Annotated in this window: 15 protein-coding genes; 12 read left to right on the top strand and 3 right to left on the bottom strand. The window is 68.6% G+C overall.

The features are described from left to right. Nucleotides 1-14: 14 nt before the first annotated feature. The 3 genes from IHV25_RS07785 to IHV25_RS07775 all read left to right on the top strand — a co-directional run bounded on the left by IHV25_RS07785 (nucleotide 15) and on the right by IHV25_RS07775 (nucleotide 3,480). Nucleotides 15-1,007, top strand: coding sequence for an ABC transporter ATP-binding protein (locus tag IHV25_RS07785; RefSeq protein ID WP_192534554.1), 993 nt, complete (start codon nucleotides 15-17; stop codon nucleotides 1,005-1,007). Nucleotides 1,008-1,218: 211 nt separating this feature from the next. After that, nucleotides 1,219-2,226, top strand: coding sequence for an alpha/beta hydrolase (locus IHV25_RS07780; RefSeq protein WP_192534553.1), 1,008 nt, complete (start codon nucleotides 1,219-1,221; stop codon nucleotides 2,224-2,226). A 30-nt stretch (nucleotides 2,227-2,256) separates the two neighbouring features. Beyond that, the gene (locus tag IHV25_RS07775; protein ID WP_192534552.1) at nucleotides 2,257-3,480 is read left to right on the top strand and encodes a DUF4272 domain-containing protein; all 1,224 of its coding nucleotides are present in this window, start codon (nucleotides 2,257-2,259) and stop codon (nucleotides 3,478-3,480) included. Between the two features lie 29 nt (nucleotides 3,481-3,509). Here the strand turns inward: IHV25_RS07775 and IHV25_RS07770 are convergent, their stop codons facing one another. Further along, nucleotides 3,510-5,315: a tetratricopeptide repeat protein gene (locus IHV25_RS07770; RefSeq protein WP_192534551.1), complete on the bottom strand. Its 1,806-nt coding sequence runs from the start codon at nucleotides 5,313-5,315 to the stop codon at nucleotides 3,510-3,512. A 387-nt stretch (nucleotides 5,316-5,702) separates the two neighbouring features. Between IHV25_RS07770 and IHV25_RS07765 the strand changes: the two genes are divergently transcribed. The 8 genes from IHV25_RS07765 (at nucleotide 5,703) to IHV25_RS07730 (ending at nucleotide 15,620) form a co-directional block, all read left to right on the top strand. Then, nucleotides 5,703-5,993 carry an exodeoxyribonuclease VII small subunit gene (locus tag IHV25_RS07765; protein WP_420825419.1) on the top strand — a complete coding sequence of 97 codons (291 nt, stop codon included), beginning with the start codon at nucleotides 5,703-5,705 and terminating at the stop codon, nucleotides 5,991-5,993. 77 nt (nucleotides 5,994-6,070) lie between these two features. Beyond that, nucleotides 6,071-6,949, top strand: a complete 879-nt coding sequence (locus tag IHV25_RS07760) for a polyprenyl synthetase family protein (RefSeq protein WP_192534607.1) — start codon at nucleotides 6,071-6,073, stop codon at nucleotides 6,947-6,949. A 312-nt stretch (nucleotides 6,950-7,261) separates the two neighbouring features. Next, the gene (dxs, locus tag IHV25_RS07755) at nucleotides 7,262-9,175 is read left to right on the top strand and encodes a 1-deoxy-D-xylulose-5-phosphate synthase (RefSeq protein WP_192534550.1); all 1,914 of its coding nucleotides are present in this window, start codon (nucleotides 7,262-7,264) and stop codon (nucleotides 9,173-9,175) included. Nucleotides 9,176-9,177: 2 nt separating this feature from the next. Continuing rightward, entirely contained in the window at nucleotides 9,178-9,987 is an 810-nt protein-coding gene (locus IHV25_RS07750) for a TlyA family rRNA (cytidine-2'-O)-methyltransferase (protein ID WP_192534549.1), read from the top strand. Between the two features lie 648 nt (nucleotides 9,988-10,635). Continuing rightward, nucleotides 10,636-12,585 carry a threonine--tRNA ligase gene (gene thrS, locus IHV25_RS07745; RefSeq protein WP_192534548.1) on the top strand — a complete coding sequence of 650 codons (1,950 nt, stop codon included), beginning with the start codon at nucleotides 10,636-10,638 and terminating at the stop codon, nucleotides 12,583-12,585. A 35-nt stretch (nucleotides 12,586-12,620) separates the two neighbouring features. Beyond that, a complete protein-coding gene (gene infC / locus IHV25_RS07740; RefSeq protein ID WP_192534547.1) occupies nucleotides 12,621-13,142 on the top strand; it encodes a translation initiation factor IF-3 in 522 nt (173 codons plus the stop codon). Between the two features lie 8 nt (nucleotides 13,143-13,150). Beyond that, complete coding sequence (locus tag IHV25_RS07735) at nucleotides 13,151-14,560, top strand: FAD-binding oxidoreductase (protein WP_192534546.1); 1,410 nt, start codon at nucleotides 13,151-13,153, stop codon at nucleotides 14,558-14,560. A gap of 43 nt (nucleotides 14,561-14,603) precedes the next feature. Then, nucleotides 14,604-15,620: a methyltransferase gene (locus IHV25_RS07730; protein WP_192534545.1), complete on the top strand. Its 1,017-nt coding sequence runs from the start codon at nucleotides 14,604-14,606 to the stop codon at nucleotides 15,618-15,620. A 248-nt stretch (nucleotides 15,621-15,868) separates the two neighbouring features. Here the strand turns inward: IHV25_RS07730 and xseA are convergent, their stop codons facing one another. After that, a complete protein-coding gene (gene xseA, locus IHV25_RS07725; RefSeq protein WP_192534544.1) occupies nucleotides 15,869-17,539 on the bottom strand; it encodes an exodeoxyribonuclease VII large subunit in 1,671 nt (556 codons plus the stop codon). Beyond that, nucleotides 17,536-18,594: a tRNA epoxyqueuosine(34) reductase QueG gene (gene queG / locus IHV25_RS07720; protein ID WP_192534543.1), complete on the bottom strand. Its 1,059-nt coding sequence runs from the start codon at nucleotides 18,592-18,594 to the stop codon at nucleotides 17,536-17,538. Before queG ends, xseA begins: the two co-directional genes overlap by 4 nt. Nucleotides 18,595-18,801: 207 nt before the next feature. Between queG and IHV25_RS07715 the strand changes: the two genes are divergently transcribed. After that, complete coding sequence (locus IHV25_RS07715) at nucleotides 18,802-19,764, top strand: histone deacetylase family protein (RefSeq protein ID WP_192534542.1); 963 nt, start codon at nucleotides 18,802-18,804, stop codon at nucleotides 19,762-19,764. Nucleotides 19,765-20,032: the final 268 nt, after the last annotated feature.

Raw genomic sequence — 20,032 nt, 5'->3', positions numbered from 1 at the left:
TTGGTTATACCGCAATGAACCCCGCCCTGCCCGCCTCCGATACCGCCCGCGATGCTGCCACCTTGACCGCCCCCGACACCGCCCTGAGCATCGAGGGGCTCTCGAAACGCTACGCCGGGGGCAAGCTCGCCCTCGATTCCGTGTCCCTGAACGTGCCCCGCGGCGCATTCTTCGGGCTTCTGGGACCGAACGGCGCCGGCAAGTCCACCCTGATCAACATCATGGCCGGCCTGGTGCGCAAGACCTCGGGCCGGGTGCGGATCTGGGACCGGGACCTGGACCGGGACGAGCGCAACGCCCGCCTGGCCATCGGCGTGGTGCCCCAGGAGCTGAACTTCGACCCGTTCTTCACGCCCCGGGAGATCCTCTCGGTGCAGGCCGGGCTTTACGGCGTCCCCCGCAAAGAGCGCCGCACCATGGAGCTCCTGGAGGCCGTGGGCCTCGCGGACCAGGCGGACAGCTACGCCCGGGCCCTGTCGGGAGGCATGAAGCGTCGGCTTCTGGTGGCCAAGGCCATGGTGCACCGTCCTCCGATCCTGATCCTGGACGAGCCCACCGCCGGAGTGGACGTGGAGCTGCGCCAGCACCTGTGGTCCATGATCCGCGCCCTGAACGACGAGGGCACCACCATCTTGCTGACCACCCACTATCTGGAGGAGGCGCAGGAACTGTGCGACACCATCGCCATCATCAACCATGGCCAGGTGGTGGTGTGTGAGCCGACCCGCGATCTTCTCGCCCGGGTGGACGCCCGCTGCCTGGTCGTGACCCTGCGCGACCCCGTGGATACGGTCCCCGAGCGACTGGCCGCCCTGGGCATGGAGCGGCGCGACAGCCGCACGCTGGTCCTGTGCTATCACGCCCGGGCGCTGACCATGGATTCGATCCTGGGCGCCCTTCACGACTCCGGCCTGTCGATCGAGGACATGGCCATCCGCGAGGCGGACCTCGAGGATGTTTTCCTGCAGCTCACCCGCTCGGGGGCCGCGGGCCCGGCGCGAGCCTGACCCCTCCATGACCGGCACCGGGAAGGATTTGTCCGAACGGCCCGTTGCTGGCATGATGCGGGGGCTCGCATGTCTGGTGGCCGCCCTTGTCCTTGTTGCAGGATGCGCCCGGATGCCCGCCACCGGAGCACCGCCCGACACCGGAGAACCGCACACCCCCGGGGATCCGCCCCGACCGGCCGCCCGGACAGATTGGAAAGGACCGCCGCTTATGGACCAGACGTCGTTCCAGGCGCCCGACAGCCTGAAGATGCCCCTGCGCTCGTGGCTTCCGGACGGAAAGCCGCCAGAGGCCATCTTCCTCGCGCTGCACGGCTTTTGCGACCACTCCGGCGCCTGGGATGTGTTCGGCCCCTCACTTGCGGCGCGAAACATCGCGGTCTTCTCGTGGGACCAGCGGGGCTTCGGCCACAGCCCGGACCGGGGACAGTGGCCGGGGCACGAGACCCTGATCGCCGATGTGCGCGCCGCGCTCCGGGCGGTGCATGACCGCTACCCCGACACCCCCCTCTACCTGATGGGGGAGAGCATGGGGGCCTCCCTTGCGGTGGCGGCCACCACGGGCCCGGAGCGCAGCACGGTGCCCATCCGGGGACTGATCCTCTCGGGGCCCGCCCTGTGGGCGAGAGCCACCATGTCCTGGCCCATGACCGCCGCCATGTGGGTGGCCCGCAAGCTGCTTCCCGGCGTGCGGCTCAGCGGCCGCGGGGTCGAGCGCTACGCCACCAACAACGTGCCTCTCCTGCAGCGCCTGTCGAAGGATCCGCTGTGGATCCATGCTCCGACGGTGGAGTCCATCGCCGGCCTGACCGACGTGATGGACATCGCCTACGCCCGCTTTGCGGAGCTGGAGGGCCCGGTTCTGGTTCTCTACGGCCTGAACGACGAGATCGTGCCGGCGGGCCCGGTGCGCACCAGCGCGGCCAAGCTGGACCTGCGCACGCCAAGCAACCGGCTGGCCATCTACCCCGAGGGCTGGCACATGCTCACCCGGGATATCGGCGGCGCGGCGGTGACAGCGGACATCCTGTCCTGGGTCGGGAACCCGGACGCTCCGCTTCCCTCCGGCGCCGACCGGAACGCGGCGGCGTTTCTCAATGGCACCCTGCGCTCGGGGATGGAGCGCAAGGAGAGGGAGCACCCCTCGAGGGCCTGGGAGCGCCTGACCCAAAGCGAGCGCGAGCGCCTGCAGAGCGAACAGGACAGCCGTCCGGAGTAGCCTCCCCTGCCGCCCTTTCCGGAGAGTCCGATGGAGCAATGCACGCTGTTTCTGACGGTACCGACCCCCAGCGCCCTGTTCGACATGATCGAGGACGCCCTGCCCGCCCACACCCTGAGCATTGACCCCGAGGACGGCCAGATCCTGGCCACGGCGGAAACCGGCCCCGGCGCCGTTTTCCGGGTGATCGACATCAAGCGCGAGACCGATCACTTCCACCGCCTGATCACAACCCTGGTCCGCCTTGTGGGCTCGGTGACCACACCCCGCGAACCGGTCCGGGCCGGGCTTCTGGGCCACCTGCGGTCCCTGACAACCGTGGTCGTGGCCACCGCCGAGCCCCCGAGGGACACCCTGGACGAAACCCTGGTCAGCCGCCTGACGGACATGGGCGCCCGGGCGGACGGGCTCCTGCTGACCCCCAAAGGCGAGTTCCTCACGGGACAGGGAACCCTGGTCCTGAACCTTGCGGGAGAGAGTGACCTGCAGGTCTACCGGCCTCCGGACCCCCCGGGCCAGCGGCCCTCCACCGTGGTGGACGTCCTGGAGCTGAACGAGGCCCGCCGGGACCGCTCCCACCGGACCCTCGCGGCCCGGGGCATTCCGGTGTGCCCCTCCCTGCCGCCAATCGTGGGGGACGACCAGGTCCGCCTGCGCACCTGCGAGGAGGTGGTCCGGCGGTCCCTGGGCATCCTGATCACCTCGGTCTACGGGGAGTTCGTCCGCGACGAGTGCGTCGAGATTGCCCGTGAGCAGATCCTCACCCCCATTTTCCCCGACGACCCGGACCACGACCCGGATGTGATCTCGCCCTTCGGCCTGAAAACGGCCTGGGAGGTCATGACCCCGCGGGAACTGGCCTTCCTCGCCCGCGACGATGTCACCGACCAGGATGTGGCCACCTACGTCTGGCGCTACGAGTGCTACTGGACCGCCCTGTGGGCGCTGGGCTTCGTGCCCCGGCTGGACTACCCCGACCACATCTGTGACGTGCCCGGCATGCTCGGGTTCCTCAGGGATGCCGGATCCCTGGCCGCCTTCGCCCGGCAGGCCCGCCTGCGCAGTCCCCGGGAAATCCTGGACCAGGCCGACCTCATCTACCGCTATGACTGGGCCTGTGTGGAGGCCACGCTGCACGGAACCCCTCCCCCCGCGGGACTGGAGCCCGGCGTGGTGCGCGAGCGCCACCGCATGCTGAACTGGCTGACCTGCTACCGGAACCAGGACTGGGACGACGTCACCACCGACACCTGAAACCCGGCCCGGGAGGCGATCAGCGGGAATTACTCAAGCGCCTCCAGGACCCGCCGCGCCGTATCAATACGCTCATGACAGGCGGGGGCAACACGGTGAGGCGGATGGGATGCGGCCAGAACCTGGTACGCAGCCGCCAGCGACCCCAGCGCCTCCCGGACTGGCTCGGGGTCCCGGGTTTGCGCACCCAGTTGCAGGAGGGTGCCAGCCAGATTGTAGTGTGCCAGGGCCCACTCCACCGGATCGCGGTCGCGGGGTTTTGCGTCCAGCGCAGCGCGGAAGGCGGCGACCGCCTCCTTCATGGGCTCCGCACTACTTTCCCGCTTGCTCAGAGTCACAAGCGCGACGCCCAAATTGGTCTGGATCGTGGCCCACTCCCCGGGACTGCTGTCGCGGCGGATCTCTTCCAGCGCAGCGCGGAAGGCGGCGACGGCCTCCTTCAGGCGCTCCGGACCGCTTTCCCGCGTGGCCAGATCCTCAAGGGCGTAGCCCAGGTTGACCTGTGTCTTGATCCAGGCCATGGGGCGGTCGCGGTGGATCTCCTCCAGTGCGGCGCGAAAGGCGACCACCGCCTCCTCCAGGTGTTCCGTACCGCTTTCCCGGTTGCCCAAGGCCGCAAGGGCGCCACCCAGACTGGCCTGCATCCTGGCCCACTCTGCCGGATCACGGTCGCGGGTCTTTTCTTCCAGGGCGGCACGGAAGGCAGCGACCGCCTCGTTCAGATGCCTCGTACCGCGTTCCCGATTGCCCAGGGCCACAAGCGCGTCCCCCAGGCTGGCCTGTGTCCCGGCCCACGCCAGGGGGCGACCCCGGGGCGTTCCCTCCAGCGCAGCGCGGAAGGCGGCGACCGCCTCCTCCAGGTGCTTCGTCCGGCCGCCCTGTCCGCCCAGTTCCAGGAGCACGGCGCCCAGGGTATTTTGCGCCCGGACCCAGTCTTCCGGAGCCAGAGCCCTGTCCAGTTGCGAAAGGATCGTCCGCAGGAGTGTGGCCGCGCCCTCCAGAGCCCTTCTCTCCCCGAACTCGTTCCCCAGATCCTCAAGAACACGGACCTGCTGAAAACGGTAGCCACGGGAGATCCCGTCATCGATGGGGGCCAGCAGCTCTGCTGCGTAGTCGTACAAACCGATCGCTGCGCGGTAGGCCTCCCGCCCCGACTGAAGCCGGTAGCTGTCCGCCGCCTCACTCAGGAGAAGGGCCATCTGAAGAGTGTCCCAACGGATGAGGTCCGAACTCTGCCCCGCTTTTTTCTTCGCATCGCGGGCATCGGACACGTGGACCGCTGCCTCGCACAACAGCCACTGCGCCTTGTCCAACTGGCCGGCATCAAGCGCCGCGAGGGCGTCCCGGCGCATCCGCGCCACTTTGGGATCCTTCCCCTGAGCGCTGCTCAGGCGGGCTTTCAGATCCAGATACTCTTCGGCTTTCCTCTTCAGAAACGGGATGAGGGCCAACCCGTCCATGCCCCCGTCCATCGCCGTGTCGCCGGTCCTGATGCTCCCCACGATCGCGGTCAGGGTCGCAACCGGAATGCCGAGCCCGCGGGCGAACTCCTCGACGGGATTTGGGTGAGCCCGGGACGCGGGAGCCCCGGACCCAGGGGCCACAGGAGCGTCGGCCGGGACCATGGGCGCCTCGACATCGGCACCCCCTGTCCCCGGATGTTCGGAGGACAGGGACGCCGACGCCGGGCCGGCTCCGATCCCTCCCCCAAGACACACGACCACAGCGACCCAAGCGATTTTCGCCCCGATGGACACTCGGTTCCCGTCCGGAAAACACGTGTCCAGCCCCGCGCGGGCTCTGGCCACCGTCGTGGACTGTTTCGGATCCCCCATAGCACGCCTCCGTTTGAACCGGCCCTGACCGGACCCGCATTGGACGCTGCGGCGTGTCCGCGCAGCAAAGACCTCCCGGATTATCCCACAGACCCCTGTGGAAATGAATTGCATTTCATATTTATTACAATCAATGCTCCCGGCCGGCCCCGTCCCTGCCCCCGCAGACCCTGATGCGCGGGGTGGTGGGGGGGGCAAACCGCTCTCCCGGCTCGTGCCCTGCCGGAGACCACCACCGACACCTGAAACCCGGCCCCGGGACTCCGGGCGCCCCCTCAACTTTTCTGCTGCACGGGTTGCGCGAGCCTCCGCGCAAGGCTACAATTCGCGACCGTTTGGGCCTTTTGCCTGACGGCCCTCCCGGAACAGGCACGAGTGCACCACGTCATGAGCGCAAAAAAAGACCCCGCGAAAACGGCCTCCGCCGATGCCGGAACCGACGGCATGCCCGCAATCGACACTCTCACCTTCGAGCAGGCCCTGGCCGAGCTGGAGAGCATCGTGCGCCAGTTGGAGGCGGGAAGCGTCGACCTGGAGAGCGCCGTCCGCTTCTATGAGCGCGGTGTCGCCCTGCGGCGGCGGTGCGAGACGCGCCTGGCCGAGGCCCGCATGAGCGTCGAGAGCATCGCCCGCACCCCCGAGGGGGAAACCGGTCTGGCGCCCTTCGGCACCGAGTGACAGGCCTCACTGCCGCCCCTGCTTCCCCCAAGTCTTGAAAACAAGGATCCGCTTCCGTGACCCGTTTGAACGAAGAGATGCGCCTGGCCGCCCAGGCTGTGAACGATCACCTCGATTCCCTGATGGCCGAGACCGGAGACCCGGAAGACCGCGTGATCCAGGCCATGCGCTATGCCTCCCTGGACGGGGGCAAGAGACTGCGGCCGTTCCTTGTCATGCAGTCGGCGTCCCTGTTCACGGTTGCCAACTCCTGCGCGCTCAACGTGGCGGCGGCTCTTGAGATGATCCACTGCTACTCGCTGGTCCACGACGACCTGCCGGCCATGGACAACGACGACCTGCGCCGCGGCCGCCCCACCGTTCACCGGAAGTGGGACGAGGCCACCGCCATTCTCGCCGGGGACGGCCTGCTGACGAAGGCCTTCGAGGTTCTGGCCCTGACCGGCACCCACTCGGACCCCTCTGTCCGCTGCGAGCTGGTCACCGAGCTGGCCCTTGCCTCGGGAGCCCGCGGCATGATCGGCGGGCAGATGATCGACCTGATGGCCGAGCGCGGTCTCCTGGACCAGAACCAGGACATGGCCGCCATCACCCGCATGCACGCGATGAAGACGGGCCGCCTGATCGGGTTCGGCTGCGTGTCCGGCGCGATCCTCGGAAAGGCCGCGCGCCCGCTGCGCCAGGCCCTGGGGAACTTCTCGCGGGATCTGGGCCTTGCGTTCCAGATTGCGGACGACATCCTGGACGTGGAGGGCTCCACCGAGGAACTGGGCAAGACCGCCGGAAAGGACCAGGCCGCCGGAAAGGTGACCTTCGTGTCCCTCCTGGGGCTTGAGCGCGCCCGCGAGCAGGCCCGCATGCTCGCCGACCAGGCCGTGCGGCATCTGGAAGTCTTTGATGAAAAGGCCGATCTCCTGCGTGCGGTTGCCCGTTTTGTCGTCGAGCGGCAGAACTGACCGGCACCTGACACCACCGCTCCGGCCCCCGGCACGGGCCGGATTTTGATTGACGGACCGCTCCGGTTTCTTCAGAAGGAACGGAGAAGCGATCCGGCGGAGACCCCGTACCGGAGTGACTTCCGGATCCATGCACGGGTCTCCGCCGCTCCGGAGCGCCCGACCATCCGGTGACCGTCCCGGAACATCTGTTCCGGACCGGCACCCGGGAGCGCCCCCCTTTCGTTCCCGGATGCTGGCAGAGGCGCGCTTTCAAGACACGTTCCGTTACCCCCGGAGGACCACCGCGTGACATTGCAATCCGAAACGCCCATGCTTGACCAGATCCGCGACCCCCAGGACATGCGCGACCTGACGCTTCTCCAGCTTGAACAGTTGTCGGCCGAGGTCCGCTCGGAAATCATCCGGGTTGTCTCGCGCAATGGGGGCCACCTCAGTGCCAGCCTTGGGGTGGTGGAACTGACGACCGCGCTCCATCACGTGTTCAACACCCCCGAGGACCGGCTGATCTGGGACGTCGGTCACCAGAGCTACCCCCACAAGATCCTGACCGGACGACGCGAGGCCATGGAAACCCTGCGCCAGGCGGGGGGAGCCTCGGGCTTCACCCACCGGCACGAAAGCCCCTACGACCCGTTCGGGGCGGGGCACTCGTCCACGTCCATCTCCGCCGGCCTGGGCATGGCCGCGGGCGCCCGGATCCTGGGCGACAAGCGCCACGTGATTGCGGTCATCGGCGACGGCTCCATGAGCGCGGGCATGGCCTACGAGGCCCTGAACAACGCGGGCGCCATGCAGGCCCGCCTGATCGTGATCCTGAACGACAACGACATGTCCATCGCGCCCCCGGTCGGCGCCATGAGCGCCTACCTCTCGCGCCTGCTGAGCTCCAAGAGCTTCCTGTCCTTCCGTGAGCTCGCCCGGGGCATGGCCTCCCACCTGCCCAAGCCGCTGGAGCGCACCGCCCGGCGGGCCGAGGAGTACGCCCGGTCCTTCGTCACCGGCTCCGGAACCCTGTTCGAGGAGCTGGGCTTCTACTACGTGGGCCCCATCGACGGCCACCGCATGGAGCACCTGGTTCCGGTCCTGCGCAATGTCCGGGATTCGGACCGGGAGGGCCCGGTGCTGATCCACGTCGTCACCCGCAAGGGCATGGGCTACGGCCCGGCGGAGGAAGCCCCGGACCGCTACCACGGCGTCTCGCGCTTCGACATCCGCACCGGCGAGATGGAGACCTCCAAGTCCCAGAAGCCCAGCTACACCAGCGTGTTCGGCCGGACCCTCCTGCACGAGGCCACCCGGGATCCCTCCATCGTGGCCATTACCGCGGCCATGCCCTCGGGCACCGGCCTCGACATGTTCGCCGAGGCCTGCCCGGACCGCTACTTCGACGTGGGCATTGCCGAACAGCACGCCGTGACCTTTGCCGCGGGGCTGGCCTGCGAGGGCCTGAAGCCCTTCGTGGCCCTGTACTCCTCGTTCCTGCAACGGGGCTTTGACCAGGTGGTCCACGACGTGGCCCTGCAGAAGCTGCCGGTGCGCTTCGGCATCGACCGGGCCGGGTTCGTGGGGGCCGACGGCGCCACCCACTGCGGTGTCTTTGACATGGCCTTCATGGGCTGCATCCCGGATCTGGTAATCGCCTGCGCCGCCGACGAGGCGGATCTGGTCCACATGGTCCACACGGCGGCGGCCTTCAACGACGGCCCGTTCGTGATCCGCTACCCCCGGGGCGAGGGCGTGGGGGTCACACTCCCCGAGCCTCCGCAAATCCTGGAAATCGGCAAGGGGCGCGTTGTCCGCGAGGGCTCCCGGGTGGCCATCCTGTCCATCGGCACCCGCCTTGAGACCTGTCTCGAGGCCGCCGACACCCTGGCCCGCGAGGGTATCACCCCCACCGTGGCGGACGCCCGCTTCATGAAGCCCCTGGACTGGGATCTGATCGAGTCCCTGGCCCGCTCCCACGAGGCCCTTCTCCTTGTGGAGGAAGGCTCCATCGGCGGCTTTGTCTCCCACGTCTCGACGGGCCTGATGAACCGGGGCCTGCTGGACAGCGGGGCGCTCAAGGTCCGCGGCCTCTACATTCCGGACGAGTTCTTCCCCCACGGCACCCCCGCCAGCCAGCGCGCCGCCGCCGGCATCGACCACACCGCCATCGTGGCCACCGTGCGCGAGATGATCGCACCGGCCGCCGCCGTGTCGGACAAGAAGGCGGCCCGGGGCTGAGGGTGACACCAAAGCCGAAAAAAATCCGCCTCGACCAGCTCCTGGTGGACCGGGGGCTGTCGGACACCCGCACCCGCGCTGCGGCCCTTGTGCTTGCCGGGCAGGTCTTCAGCGGAGACCGCCGGCTGGACAAGGCCGGGGCCCAGGTCGCCCAGGATATCGAGCTGTCCCTGAAGGGGCAGCCGCACCCGTGGGTCTCCCGGGGCGGGATCAAGCTGGACTCGGGACTGGACCACTTCGGATACGATGTGACGGACCGGGTCGCCCTGGACGTGGGGGCCTCCACCGGAGGCTTCACGGATGTGCTTTTGTCCCGGGGCGCCCGACGGGTCCATGCGGTGGACGTGGGCTACGGCCAGCTGGCCCAGAAGCTCCGGACCGACCCCCGGGTCGTGGTCATGGAGCGCACAAACGCCCGCTATCTGGACCGGACCCTCCTCCCGGACCCCGTGGACGCCATTGTCTGCGACGCGAGCTTCATCGGCCTGAGAACCGTGCTGGAGGCCCCCCTGGGCCTGGCCGCGAACGGAGCCATCCTGGTGGCGCTGATCAAGCCCCAGTTCGAGGTGGGCCGCGAAAACGTGGGCAAGGGCGGCGTGGTGCGCGACCCGGAGCTGCACGCCGAGGTCTGCGCCCGAATTCGCGACTGGGTCAGCGGCCTGCCGGGCTGGATCGTGGACGGGATCGTCCCCAGCCCCATCACCGGCCCCAACGGCAACGTGGAATTCCTGATCGGCGCCCGGTTCACCGGCCCCACGCCGGAGGCTCCGCACACCGGCGCCCCCGTCAGTCCCGAGTCCCCGGCAGACTGACAGCGGAGCCCGTCGCCCCTTTGTGCACGGGCACGGGCACCGGGAGCGCTCGCGCCCGGACGGCGGCACAAAAAAAAGCGGGACCAGAAGGCTGGCCCCGCAAGTGGATTTTACCGGAGGTAGTCGAAGGAAGGAAAACGATCAGGAGACCCGGAGGTCGGGTCACCCATTCCCTATGCCGACAATAGTGCGCCTCCGCGCGCCCGGACTCCACTTAACTTGACGTCATACGCCGGACAGCAACCCGGGGATGCCATTCCGATACAACGGGCTGCGTTCGTGTTTTGAATCAATGTCCTGCCCGGACACGCCCTCGGCCGGAGGAAAAAACCGCCCCCGGGATGGCGGGGTTACGGTTTTGCAAGGTGGAGACCCGCCGGAGCGCGCTCCAATATGCGTGCGCCCTGCGCTTGTTCTTGAATTCACCCTCCCGGAGCCTTAAAGTCCGCCGAGCCGGTTTTCTTCTGTCCGGACGCCGTGTGGTCTCGCGCGGCCTCCGAACCCAGCCCCCGGACACAGGGGCCGGCTGTCCCTTTCGGATGCCGCCCGGACAGGCATTCGTTTGCTGTCCGCCCGTCCGGACAGGGTTCGGGTGTTTTCTCCCGGATCCTTTTGTCTCTCGTTTCCAGAAAGAAGGTTGTCCGCGTTATGGTCGCCATTACGTTGCCCGATGGTCAGGTTCGCGAGTTCCCCGGTCCTGTGACCGGTGCGGAGATCGCGCAGTCGATCGGCCCCGGTCTTGCCAAAGCCGCCCTTGCCGTTACCGTCAACGGGGACATGATCGACCTCACCCGACCCATCGAGACCGACGCGCAGGTGTCCATCGTCACCGCGAAGGATGACGCGGGCGTTGACCTGATCCGCCACGACGCGGCCCACGTGATGGCCCAGGCGGTGCAGGAGCTGTTTCCCGGCACGCAGGTGACCATCGGCCCGTCCATCGAGAACGGGTTTTACTACGACTTCGCCCGCGACGAGCCCTTCTCCACGACCGACTTCGAGAAGATCGAGGAGCGCATGCGCGAGATCGTGGCCCGGGATCTGCCCATCGAGCGCGAGGTCTGGGACCGCAACGACGCCATCCGCTGGTTCGAGGAGCGCGGCGAGACCTTCAAGGCCGAGCTGATCCGGGATCTGCCCGAGAGCGAGCCCATCACCGTCTACCGCCAGGGCGACTGGCTGGACCTGTGCCGCGGGCCTCACCTGCCCTCCACGGGCAAGCTGGGCAAGGCCTTCAAGCTGATGAAGCTGGCGGGCGCCTACTGGCGCGGTGACCACCGCAACCCGCAGCTCCAGCGCATCTACGGCACGGCCTGGCCGGACGACAAGTCCCTGAAGGCCTACCTGGAGCGCCTGGAGGAGGCCGAGCGCCGGGACCACCGCCGTCTGGGCGCCGAGCTGGACCTGTTCCACCTTCAGGAGGAGGCCCAGGGCGGCGTGTTCTGGCACCCGAAGGGCTGGGTCATCTACCGCGCGCTTCAGGACTACATCCGCCGCCGCCAGCAGCAGGCGGGCTACGTCGAGGTCAACACGCCGGTTCTGGTGGACCGGACCTTGTGGGAAAAGTCCGGCCACTGGGAAAAGTTCCGCGAGAACATGTTCATCAGCGAATCCGAGGACCGGATTCTCGCCGTCAAGCCCATGAACTGCCCGTGTCACGTCCAGATCTTCCGTCAGGGCATCAAGAGCTACCGCGATCTGCCCCTGCGCATGGCCGAGTTCGGCTCGTGCCACCGCAACGAGCCCTCGGGCGCGCTGCACGGCCTGATGCGCGTGCGGGCCTTCGTCCAGGACGACGCCCACATCTTCTGCACCGAGGACCAGATCGTTTCCGAAACGAAGGCGTTCTGCGACCTGCTCAAGAGCGTCTATGACGACCTGGGCTTCACGGACATCCGGGTCAAGTTCTCGGACCGCCCCGAGGTCCGCGCCGGATCCGACGAGACCTGGGACCGGGCCGAGGGCGCGCTCAAGAACGCCACCGAGGCGGCCGGCCTGGAAACGACCCTCAACCCCGGCGAGGGCGCCTTCTACGGTCCCAAGCTCGAGTTCGTCCTGCGCGACGCCATCGGCCGCGACTGGCAGTGCGGCACGCTTCAGGTCGACTTCATCCTGCCCGAGCGCCTGGACGCCCACTACGTGGCCGAGGACGGCACCAAGCAGCGCCCGGTCATGATCCACCGCGCGGTCCTGGGCACCTTCGAGCGCTTCATGGGCATCCTGATCGAGCACGTGGCCGGACGCTTCCCCATGTGGCTGGCGCCGACCCAGGTCGTGGTGGCCACCATCACCTCCGAGGCGGATGCCTGGGCGGAAGAGGTCGCGCAGGCGCTCCGGGAGCAGGGACTCCGGGTCGAGCTCGACATCCGCAATGAGAAGATCAACTACAAAGTCCGCGAGCACACCGTGGCCAAAGTTCCCGCCATGCTGGTCGTGGGGGCCCGGGAAGCCGCAGAACGGACCGTCGCTGTCCGCCGTCCGGGCGGAAGGGAGCAAGAAATTCTTGCACTTGAACAGGCGATCGATACATTTGTGACTGAGGCCGTTCCGCCGGACCTGCGAAACCGGAACGCCGCACGCGTGCACAAGACCCGTTAACGATACAAGGAGAAGGTAACATCGCCAGACCACCGATGCAGGCGCCGCCGTCCAAGGATGGACCGCGCGCCAACAGGGACATCAGAATTCCTGAAGTCCGCCTGATTGACGAGCACGGAGAAAACGTCGGCGTGGTTTCCACCCGTGACGCCCTGAGCCGCGCGGAAGCCGCCGGTCTCGACCTGGTCGAGATCTCGCCCAACGCAGACCCCCCGGTCTGTAAAATTCTGGATCTGGGCAAGTTCAAGTACGAGGCCCAGAAAAAGAAGAACGAGGCGAAGAAGAAGCAGAAGGTCATCGAGATCAAAGAGATCAAGATGCGCCCGAACATCGACGAGCACGACTATCAGGTCAAGCTTCGCGCCGCGAAGAAGTTCCTCATCGAGGGGGACAAGGTCAAGGTCACGCTCCGCTTCCGCGGTCGCGAGATGGCTCACCAGGATCTCGGTATCGACGTGCTCCGGCGCGTCAGCGAGGAACTGGGGGAGCTCATCCGGGTCGAGCAGCATCCCAAGCTGGAAGGCCGTCAGATGATCATGGTCATGGCCCCCCGGTAAGGTCTCCCATGGCGATACACTCCGCACTGATCGAGGCTCTGGGCGCATGCCTGGGGCCTCGAGGTCTTTTGACAGACCCGAAGGCCCTCATCCCCTACAACGAGGAACAGCGGCGCAACTACCACGGCGAGGCCCGGGTGGTGGCCCGACCCGCCACGACCGCCGAATGCGCCGCCGTGGTGCGCCTGTGCCGGGAGGCGGGCGTGTCCGTCGTGCCCCAGGGCGGCAACACCGGGCTTGTGGGGGGCGCCGTCGCCACCGGGGACCAGGTTCTCCTGTCCCTGGACCGTATGGGCGCGGTGCGCTGGATCGACCCGGAGGGCTACCGCATTGCCGTGGACGGGGGCTGCATCCTCGCCGACGTCCAGCGCCACGCCGACGAGGCCGGGCGCCTGTTTCCCCTGTCCCTGGGGGCCGAGGGCTCCTGCCGGATCGGCGGCAACCTGGCCACCAACGCGGGCGGGCTCAACGTCCTGCGCTACGGCCCGGCCCGGTCCCTGTGCCTGGGCCTGGAAGTGGTCCTTCCCGACGGCCGGATCTGGGACGGCCTCAGGGTGCTGGAAAAGGACAACACGGGCTACGCCCTCAAACACCTGTTCATCGGATCCGAGGGGTCTTTGGGCATCATCACCGGCGCGGTCCTGAAGCTGTTTCCCCGCCAGACCTCCACCGTCACCGCGCTGTGCGGCCTGACGGACGTGCGCGCGGTTGTGCCGCTCCTGTCCCGGGCCCGGGCCATCACCGGAGACGAGGTCTCGGCCTTCGAGCTCATGAGCCGCTTTGCCTACGGCCTGGGCGTGCGCCACCTGGACGGCGTGCGCGACGTGCTGGACACCCCGTTCCCCTGGTATGTGCTTGTGGAGCTTTCCACCTCCCGGGCGCGCGCGAACCTGGACGAGACCTTGGCCATCCTGCTGGAGGACGCCTTTGACTCCGGCCTGATCGCGGACGCCGCCGTGGCGTGCTCGGAGGCCCAGCGCCAGATGCTCTGGACCCTGCGCGAGGGCCTGCCGGAGGCGCAGAAAAAGGAAGGGGCCTCGATCAAGCATGACATTGGCGTGCCGGTCTCCCGGATCCCCGCGTTTCTGGAGCGGGCCCTGCCGGAGGTGGAGCGCCTTGTTCCCGGCATCCGCCCCTGCCCCTTCGGCCACGTGGGGGACGGCAACCTGCACTTCAACCTGACCCGCCCCGAGGCCATGGGCGACCGCGCGTTTCTCGACCGCCGCGAGGAGCTCAACGCCCGCATCCATGATATCGTCATGGACATGAACGGCACCTTCAGCGCGGAGCACGGCGTCGGCCGTCTCAAGACCCGGGAGCTGGCGCAGTACCGCTCCCCCGAGGAAATGGACCTCATGCGGACCCTCAAGCGGGCTCTGGATCCCGCGAACCTGATGAACCCGGGAGTTATCGTTTGAGCGCAGGCTGAGAACTCACAACACAAGAACAGGGAGACGACCAATGAAAGACACATGGACGGCACAAAAGATCGTCCGGCTTTCCGGAATGTACTGGGTGGGCTTCGCGCTGCACAGCGCGGTGGAGCTGGACCTGTTCACCACGCTGGAGAGCCTGGGCGGCACGGCGGAGGTCGATGCCCTGGCCGAGGCTCTGGCCTGTGACCGCCGGGCCCTGGGCATGCTGGCCACGACCCTTTCGGGGATGGGGCTCCTGTCGCGGGACGGCGGCACCGTCACCCTGAGCGCGGAGGCCGCGCGCTTTCTCTCCCGCCGCTCGGACGAGTACGTGGGCTATCTGGTGCGCCACCTGGCCGACGCCGTGGACAACTGGACCGGCCTGACCGAGGCCATCCGCACCGGCCGGCGGGTGAACTCCTCCTACGCCTCCCACACGGACGACCCCGAGGAACGGGAAGCCTTCCTGCTGGGCATGCACAACAACGCCGCCCCCCAGGCGCGGACCGTTGCCGAGGCCCTGGACCTCGAGGGCCGGCGCAGGCTCATGGACCTGGGCGGAGGCCCCGGAACCTACGCCATCACCTTCTGCCAGACGAACCCGGATCTGGACGCCCTGATCTTTGACCTGCCCACCACCGAGCCCTTTGCCACGGGCCTGGTCCGGGAGGCGGGCCTGGCTGAGCGCATCGGGTTCCAGGGGGGCGACTTCTTCGAGGACACGCTTCCCGGCGGCTGCGATGTGATCTGGATTTCCCAGGTGCTCCACTGCGAGCCCCCGGGGCGCGTCCGCTACCTGGTCCGGAAAGCCGCCGAGGCCCTGGAACCGGGCGGGATGCTCTGTGTCCAAGAGTTCGCCCTCGACAACCGGCACACCGGCAAACCCCTGCACCCGGCGGTCTTCGCCCTGAACATGCTGGTGGGCACCGAAGGCGGGCAGAGCTACACGGACGACGAGATCCGCGCCTTTTTCCACGATGCGGGGCTACAGAACGTGCGAGCCCTCGACCTGACCCTGCCGCAGGGATGCCGGGTCTACATCGGTGACAAGCCCGCGTCCTAGGGACGGGGAAAAACCGCAGAAGGGGGCGGGGGCGGGGCCTTCGGGCACGGGTCCGCCCCCCGACCACGAAATCCGGCCCCGGAGCCCGGAGCTGACAGGGGCCCGGAAGGCGGGCGCCGGACGGCCCTGCGGACCGGTCCCCACGACCGTGGCCCGGCGCAGTGGCACCCCCGGAATAAAAGGGCACGGAACGGCCCCCGCAGAGATACCGGCCCCGCGCGAGCCCGCAGGACAGCCGCCGGACGGCTCTACTCGAAATCGTCCAGGAACGAGGCCTGGCGCTGGTCCGCCTCCCCCTTGCGCGGGGAACGGCGCGGCCGGGCGGGCGACGCCGCCGCAGGAGCCCCGGCTGGCTGGGCGGCATCCGGGACACCGCCGGACACGACGGTACCGGACACGGTCCCGCCGGCCGAAACCGCCGCAGATGCCGGGGCGGGTGTCGAAACGGGCGCCGTTTCCGGCACGCCGGACCCCGGACCCGCGGGCATGACCGCATCCGCTCCCGCCGAAGCCGCTCCCGCCGGAGCCCGGGCCGCCGCAGGCGATGGCAGAACCGGCGCGCCCCCGCCCTCCACCCGGACCCCCAGGGTTCCATCGGAAAACACCAAAGCCAGATCCTCGCCCGCCCCGGCCCGGCCCGCCGAGGTCACCAGCGTGCCGTCCGACACCCGGCGCACCAGCGCATAGCCCCGGGCCAGCACCGACCGGTGGGAGACACTTTCCAGCCGGGGCGCGAGGGCCTCCAGACGGGCCTGCCGGTCCGCCAGCCCCCGGGCGCTCTCCCGGTCCAGCCGGGCGCCCAGATCCTGAAGCCGGGTCAGGCCCGCCTCGCAGGGGCGCAGCAGAAGGCCGGGCTGGAGCCGCCCGCCCCGGTCCGCCAGATCCCGCCCGCAGCGCTCCATCAGCCCGGCAATGACCCGCTCCAGGCGCTCGCCCCGGTCGTCCAGCCTCTGGGCCAGCGGCTCCAGCAGCCGGTCAAGGCGGGGCAGCCCCCGGGCCAGAGCCTCCAGACGCTCCCGGCGATCACCGAACAGGCGGGTGGTGGACCGCTCCAGGCGCTCCGCCAGTCCCAGCACCCGGGCGACCAGCTCGGCGCGCACGGGCACCGCAATCTCGGCCGCACCCGTGGGGGTCGGGGCCCGCACGTCGGCGGCGTGGTCGATCAGGGTGACGTCGGTTTCGTGCCCGACCGCCGAGATCAGCGGGATCTGCGAGGCCGCCGCCGCGCGGACCACGCTTTCCTCGTTGAAGGCCATCAGATCCTCGAGGGAGCCGCCGCCCCGGGCCACAATCAGAACGTCGGGCCGGGGGATGGGCCCCGCCGGATCCAGGCTGTTGAAGCCCTCGATCGCGGCCACAATGGCCCGGGCCGCCCCGTCGCCCTGCACGGCAACCGGCCACAGCAGCACCCGCAGGGGAAAGCGGTCCGTAATGCGGTGGAGGATATCGCGGATCACCGCCCCGGTGGGCGAGGTGACCACGCCGACCACCCCGGGCAGAAACGGCAGGGGCTTCTTGCGCGCGGCGTCGAACAGGCCTTCGGCGGCCAGGCGCTTGCGCCGGTCCTCCAGCAGCTTGAGAAGCGCGCCCTCCCCCGCCAGCTCAAGGGAATCGATCACGATCTGGTAGCTCGAGCGCCCCGGGTAGGTGGTCAGGCGCCCGGTGGCAATGACCTCCATGCCCTCTTCCGGGCGGACCGGAAGCTTGGCCGCCTGCCCGCGCCAGATGATGCCGTCGATCACCGCCTCGTCGTCCTTCAGGCGCAGGTACCAGTGCCCCGAGGCCGCACACTTGGGCTGGGAAATCTCGCCGCGCACCCGCACGCGGGAAAACGCGGTCTCCACGGTGCGGCGCAGGGCGCCGGAAAGCTCGGAGACCGTAAGCTCCGGAACGTTGTGTGCGAGAAGGTCGTCTGTCATGAACCCGGGGTATCCTCTGTGCCACGGCCGCGCAGGCAGCCCAGCGCCCAGCGCGCCGCCTCGGCAACCGTCTCATTGTCGTCGTGCGCGAGGGGCTCCACAAGCGGAATCAGCGACGGATCCCCGCTGTTGCCCGCCGCAATCAGCACATTGCGCCGGAACCGCCCGAAGCCCAGGCGACGCACCCCGGACCCGGCGAACAAGGACCGGTAGCCCGCCTCGTCGAGCCGGATCAGGCGCTCCAGCGGAAGGGCGAGGCGCTCGTCCCTCGGGGCCAGGGCCGGATCAGTGCCCTCGGGGGCCCGACGCCCCCAGGGGCAGGCCATCACGCATTCGTCACAGCCGAAGATCCGGTTGCCCATGGCCGTGCGCCAGGCCGGGTCCACCGGGCCCTTCTCCTCGGTGGTGTGGTAGGCGAGGCAGCGCCGGGCGTCCAGCACGCCGCCGCCCCGCAGCGCTCCGGTGGGACAGGCGTCCATGCAGCTGGAACAGTGGCCGCAGCGGTTTTTCACCGGCTCGTCCGGCTCCATCTCCAGGGAGGTGAAGACCTCGGCCAGAAAGAGCCAGGGGCCGTAGTCCTCGGTGATCAGAAGCCCGTTGCGCCCCTGCCAGCCCGCTCCGGCGCTGACGGCCAGGGGCTTCTCCATCACCGGAGCGCTGTCCACATACACCCGGACCTCGCCCCCGCCCCGGGAGACCATCCACTGGCCCAGGGTCTTGGCCCGCCCCTTCAGCACCTCGTGATAGTCCCGGGAGAGCGCGTGGGCGCTGACCCGCCCCAGGGACGGATCGGTAGCTTTGTGCAGAACCTCGGCCGCCGGCTTGTAGAGAAGCCCCAGCACCACCACCGAGCGGACCCGCTCCCACAGGGCCTCGGGCCGGGCGCGGACCTCGAGGGTGTTGCCCAGCCAGTCCATGCCCGCGAACTCGCCCCGGGCCAGACTCGCGGCGAAATGGCGGCGCGTGCGCTCGGAAATCTCCGGGCGCGCCACCCGGCAGACCTGGAAACCCAGCGCGGCCGCCCTGTCCCTGAGCGCCTCCTTGAAGTCCCTCATCGCCCGTCTCCTGCACCCGCCGGGGCACCGTACCGCCCAATCCCGCCTGGAAATCCGGTCGCGCCGGGCGGGTCAAACCCCCGCGCCATCAACCCCAGGAACCGTGAAAACCGTTGCAATTTTACCGGGGAGGCCGTACCTCCGGGGTATCGAAGACAACAAAACACGCCGACAAACGGCAAGTTGACAGGGAGCCTGGTGTCACCCATGACCACGTTGCTGATCTCTCATCCGGCCTGCCTCGAGCACGACCCCGGCGTGCTGCATCCGGAAAACCCGACCCGGCTTCGGGCCATCCTCAGAATTCTGGAGATGGAAACCTTCGCCATGCTGGAGCACGCCGAGGCGCCCTACGCCACGCGCGAGCAGCTTCTGCGGGTCCACCCCCTGTCCTACATTGAAGAGGTTTTCCAGTCCATCCCCCGCGAGGGCTGCAAGATGCTGAGCCCGGAGGACAACAACGCTGCCAAGGACGAGGACACCTACCTGTGCTGCTCGTCGGAGGAGGCCCTCTTGCGGGCGGCCGGGGGCGTGATCCTGGCGGTGGACGCCGTCATGAGCGAGGACATGCCCTTTCGCAACGCGTTCGTGCCCATCCGCCCCCCCGGACACCACGCGGAACGGGACAAGGCCATGGGCTTCTGCCTGTTCAACAACGTGGCCATCGGCGCCCTGCACGCCCGCGAGCAGTGGGGCGCGGAGCGGGTGGCGGTGGTGGACTTCGACGTCCACCATGGCAACGGAGTCCAGCATATTTTCTGGGATGACCCCTCCCTGTTCTACGCCTCCACCCACGAGGTGGGCCTGTTCCCCTTCACGGGGCACGCGGATGAGAAGGGGGCGCATGGGAACATTGTCAACTGCCCGCTTCCCCGGGGCTCGAACGGGGACGCCTTCCGCGAGGCCTACACCGAGACAATCTTCCCGGCCCTGACCGAGTTCAAGCCCGACCTGCTGATGATCTGCGCCGGGTTTGACGGGCATGTCATGGACCCCATGTCCTCGCTGGAACTGAAGGTCGAGGACTTCCGCTGGGTCACCTCGGAACTCCTGAAAATCGCCCGGGAGACCTGCAACAGCCGGGTCGTCTCCACCCTGGAGGGGGGCTATGACATCACCAGCCTCGCCTCGTCCGTCTCGGCCCACATCAAGACCCTGATGGAAGAGTAGGCCGGCAGACCACCGGAGCACGGGGCGCCTGCCGACAGACGATGCCCCCGGAGAGACGACCGGCGCAACACGCAACGGACCCGGGGACGCCCCACGGGGGCCAGGCGGACGCAAAAGCACGAAGAGGCCAGGGCCCGACGGACGGGGCCCAAAAAGGGATGGGATGGCATGACAAGGGGGACCGGGAAAAGCCGCCCCCACTGGGCGCTGTCCGGCGCCGTGTCGCCCAGCGGGCCCCTCGGTGCGGACCAGCGGAACCCGGGAGCTC

Origin of the sequence: Phaeovibrio sulfidiphilus (genome assembly GCF_014861485.1) — a bacterium.
Taxonomy (GTDB): domain Bacteria; phylum Pseudomonadota; class Alphaproteobacteria; order Rhodospirillales; family Rhodospirillaceae; genus Phaeovibrio; species Phaeovibrio sulfidiphilus.
Note: the sequence above shows the minus strand (reverse complement) of the source record. Positions and strands in the feature narration are given on the sequence as shown.

What these genes read in the sequence shown, in the direction of transcription:
- thrS (WP_192534548.1), top strand. Translation starts at nt 10,636, where the DNA reads ATGGTCGCCATTACGTTGCCCGATGGTCAGGTTCGCGAGTTCCCCGGT.
- IHV25_RS07785 (WP_192534554.1), top strand. Translation starts at nt 15, where the DNA reads ATGAACCCCGCCCTGCCCGCCTCCGATACCGCCCGCGATGCTGCCACC.
- dxs (WP_192534550.1), top strand. Translation starts at nt 7,262, where the DNA reads ATGCTTGACCAGATCCGCGACCCCCAGGACATGCGCGACCTGACGCTT.
- IHV25_RS07780 (WP_192534553.1), top strand. Translation starts at nt 1,219, where the DNA reads ATGGACCAGACGTCGTTCCAGGCGCCCGACAGCCTGAAGATGCCCCTG.
- queG (WP_192534543.1), bottom strand. Translation starts at nt 18,594, where the DNA reads ATGAGGGACTTCAAGGAGGCGCTCAGGGACAGGGCGGCCGCGCTGGGT.
- IHV25_RS07760 (WP_192534607.1), top strand. Translation starts at nt 6,071, where the DNA reads ATGCGCCTGGCCGCCCAGGCTGTGAACGATCACCTCGATTCCCTGATG.
- IHV25_RS07775 (WP_192534552.1), top strand. Translation starts at nt 2,257, where the DNA reads ATGGAGCAATGCACGCTGTTTCTGACGGTACCGACCCCCAGCGCCCTG.
- xseA (WP_192534544.1), bottom strand. Translation starts at nt 17,539, where the DNA reads ATGACAGACGACCTTCTCGCACACAACGTTCCGGAGCTTACGGTCTCC.
- IHV25_RS07730 (WP_192534545.1), top strand. Translation starts at nt 14,604, where the DNA reads ATGAAAGACACATGGACGGCACAAAAGATCGTCCGGCTTTCCGGAATG.
- IHV25_RS07770 (WP_192534551.1), bottom strand. Translation starts at nt 5,315, where the DNA reads ATGGGGGATCCGAAACAGTCCACGACGGTGGCCAGAGCCCGCGCGGGG.
- IHV25_RS07735 (WP_192534546.1), top strand. Translation starts at nt 13,151, where the DNA reads ATGGCGATACACTCCGCACTGATCGAGGCTCTGGGCGCATGCCTGGGG.
- IHV25_RS07765 (WP_420825419.1), top strand. Translation starts at nt 5,703, where the DNA reads ATGAGCGCAAAAAAAGACCCCGCGAAAACGGCCTCCGCCGATGCCGGA.
- infC (WP_192534547.1), top strand. Translation starts at nt 12,621, where the DNA reads ATGCAGGCGCCGCCGTCCAAGGATGGACCGCGCGCCAACAGGGACATC.
- IHV25_RS07715 (WP_192534542.1), top strand. Translation starts at nt 18,802, where the DNA reads ATGACCACGTTGCTGATCTCTCATCCGGCCTGCCTCGAGCACGACCCC.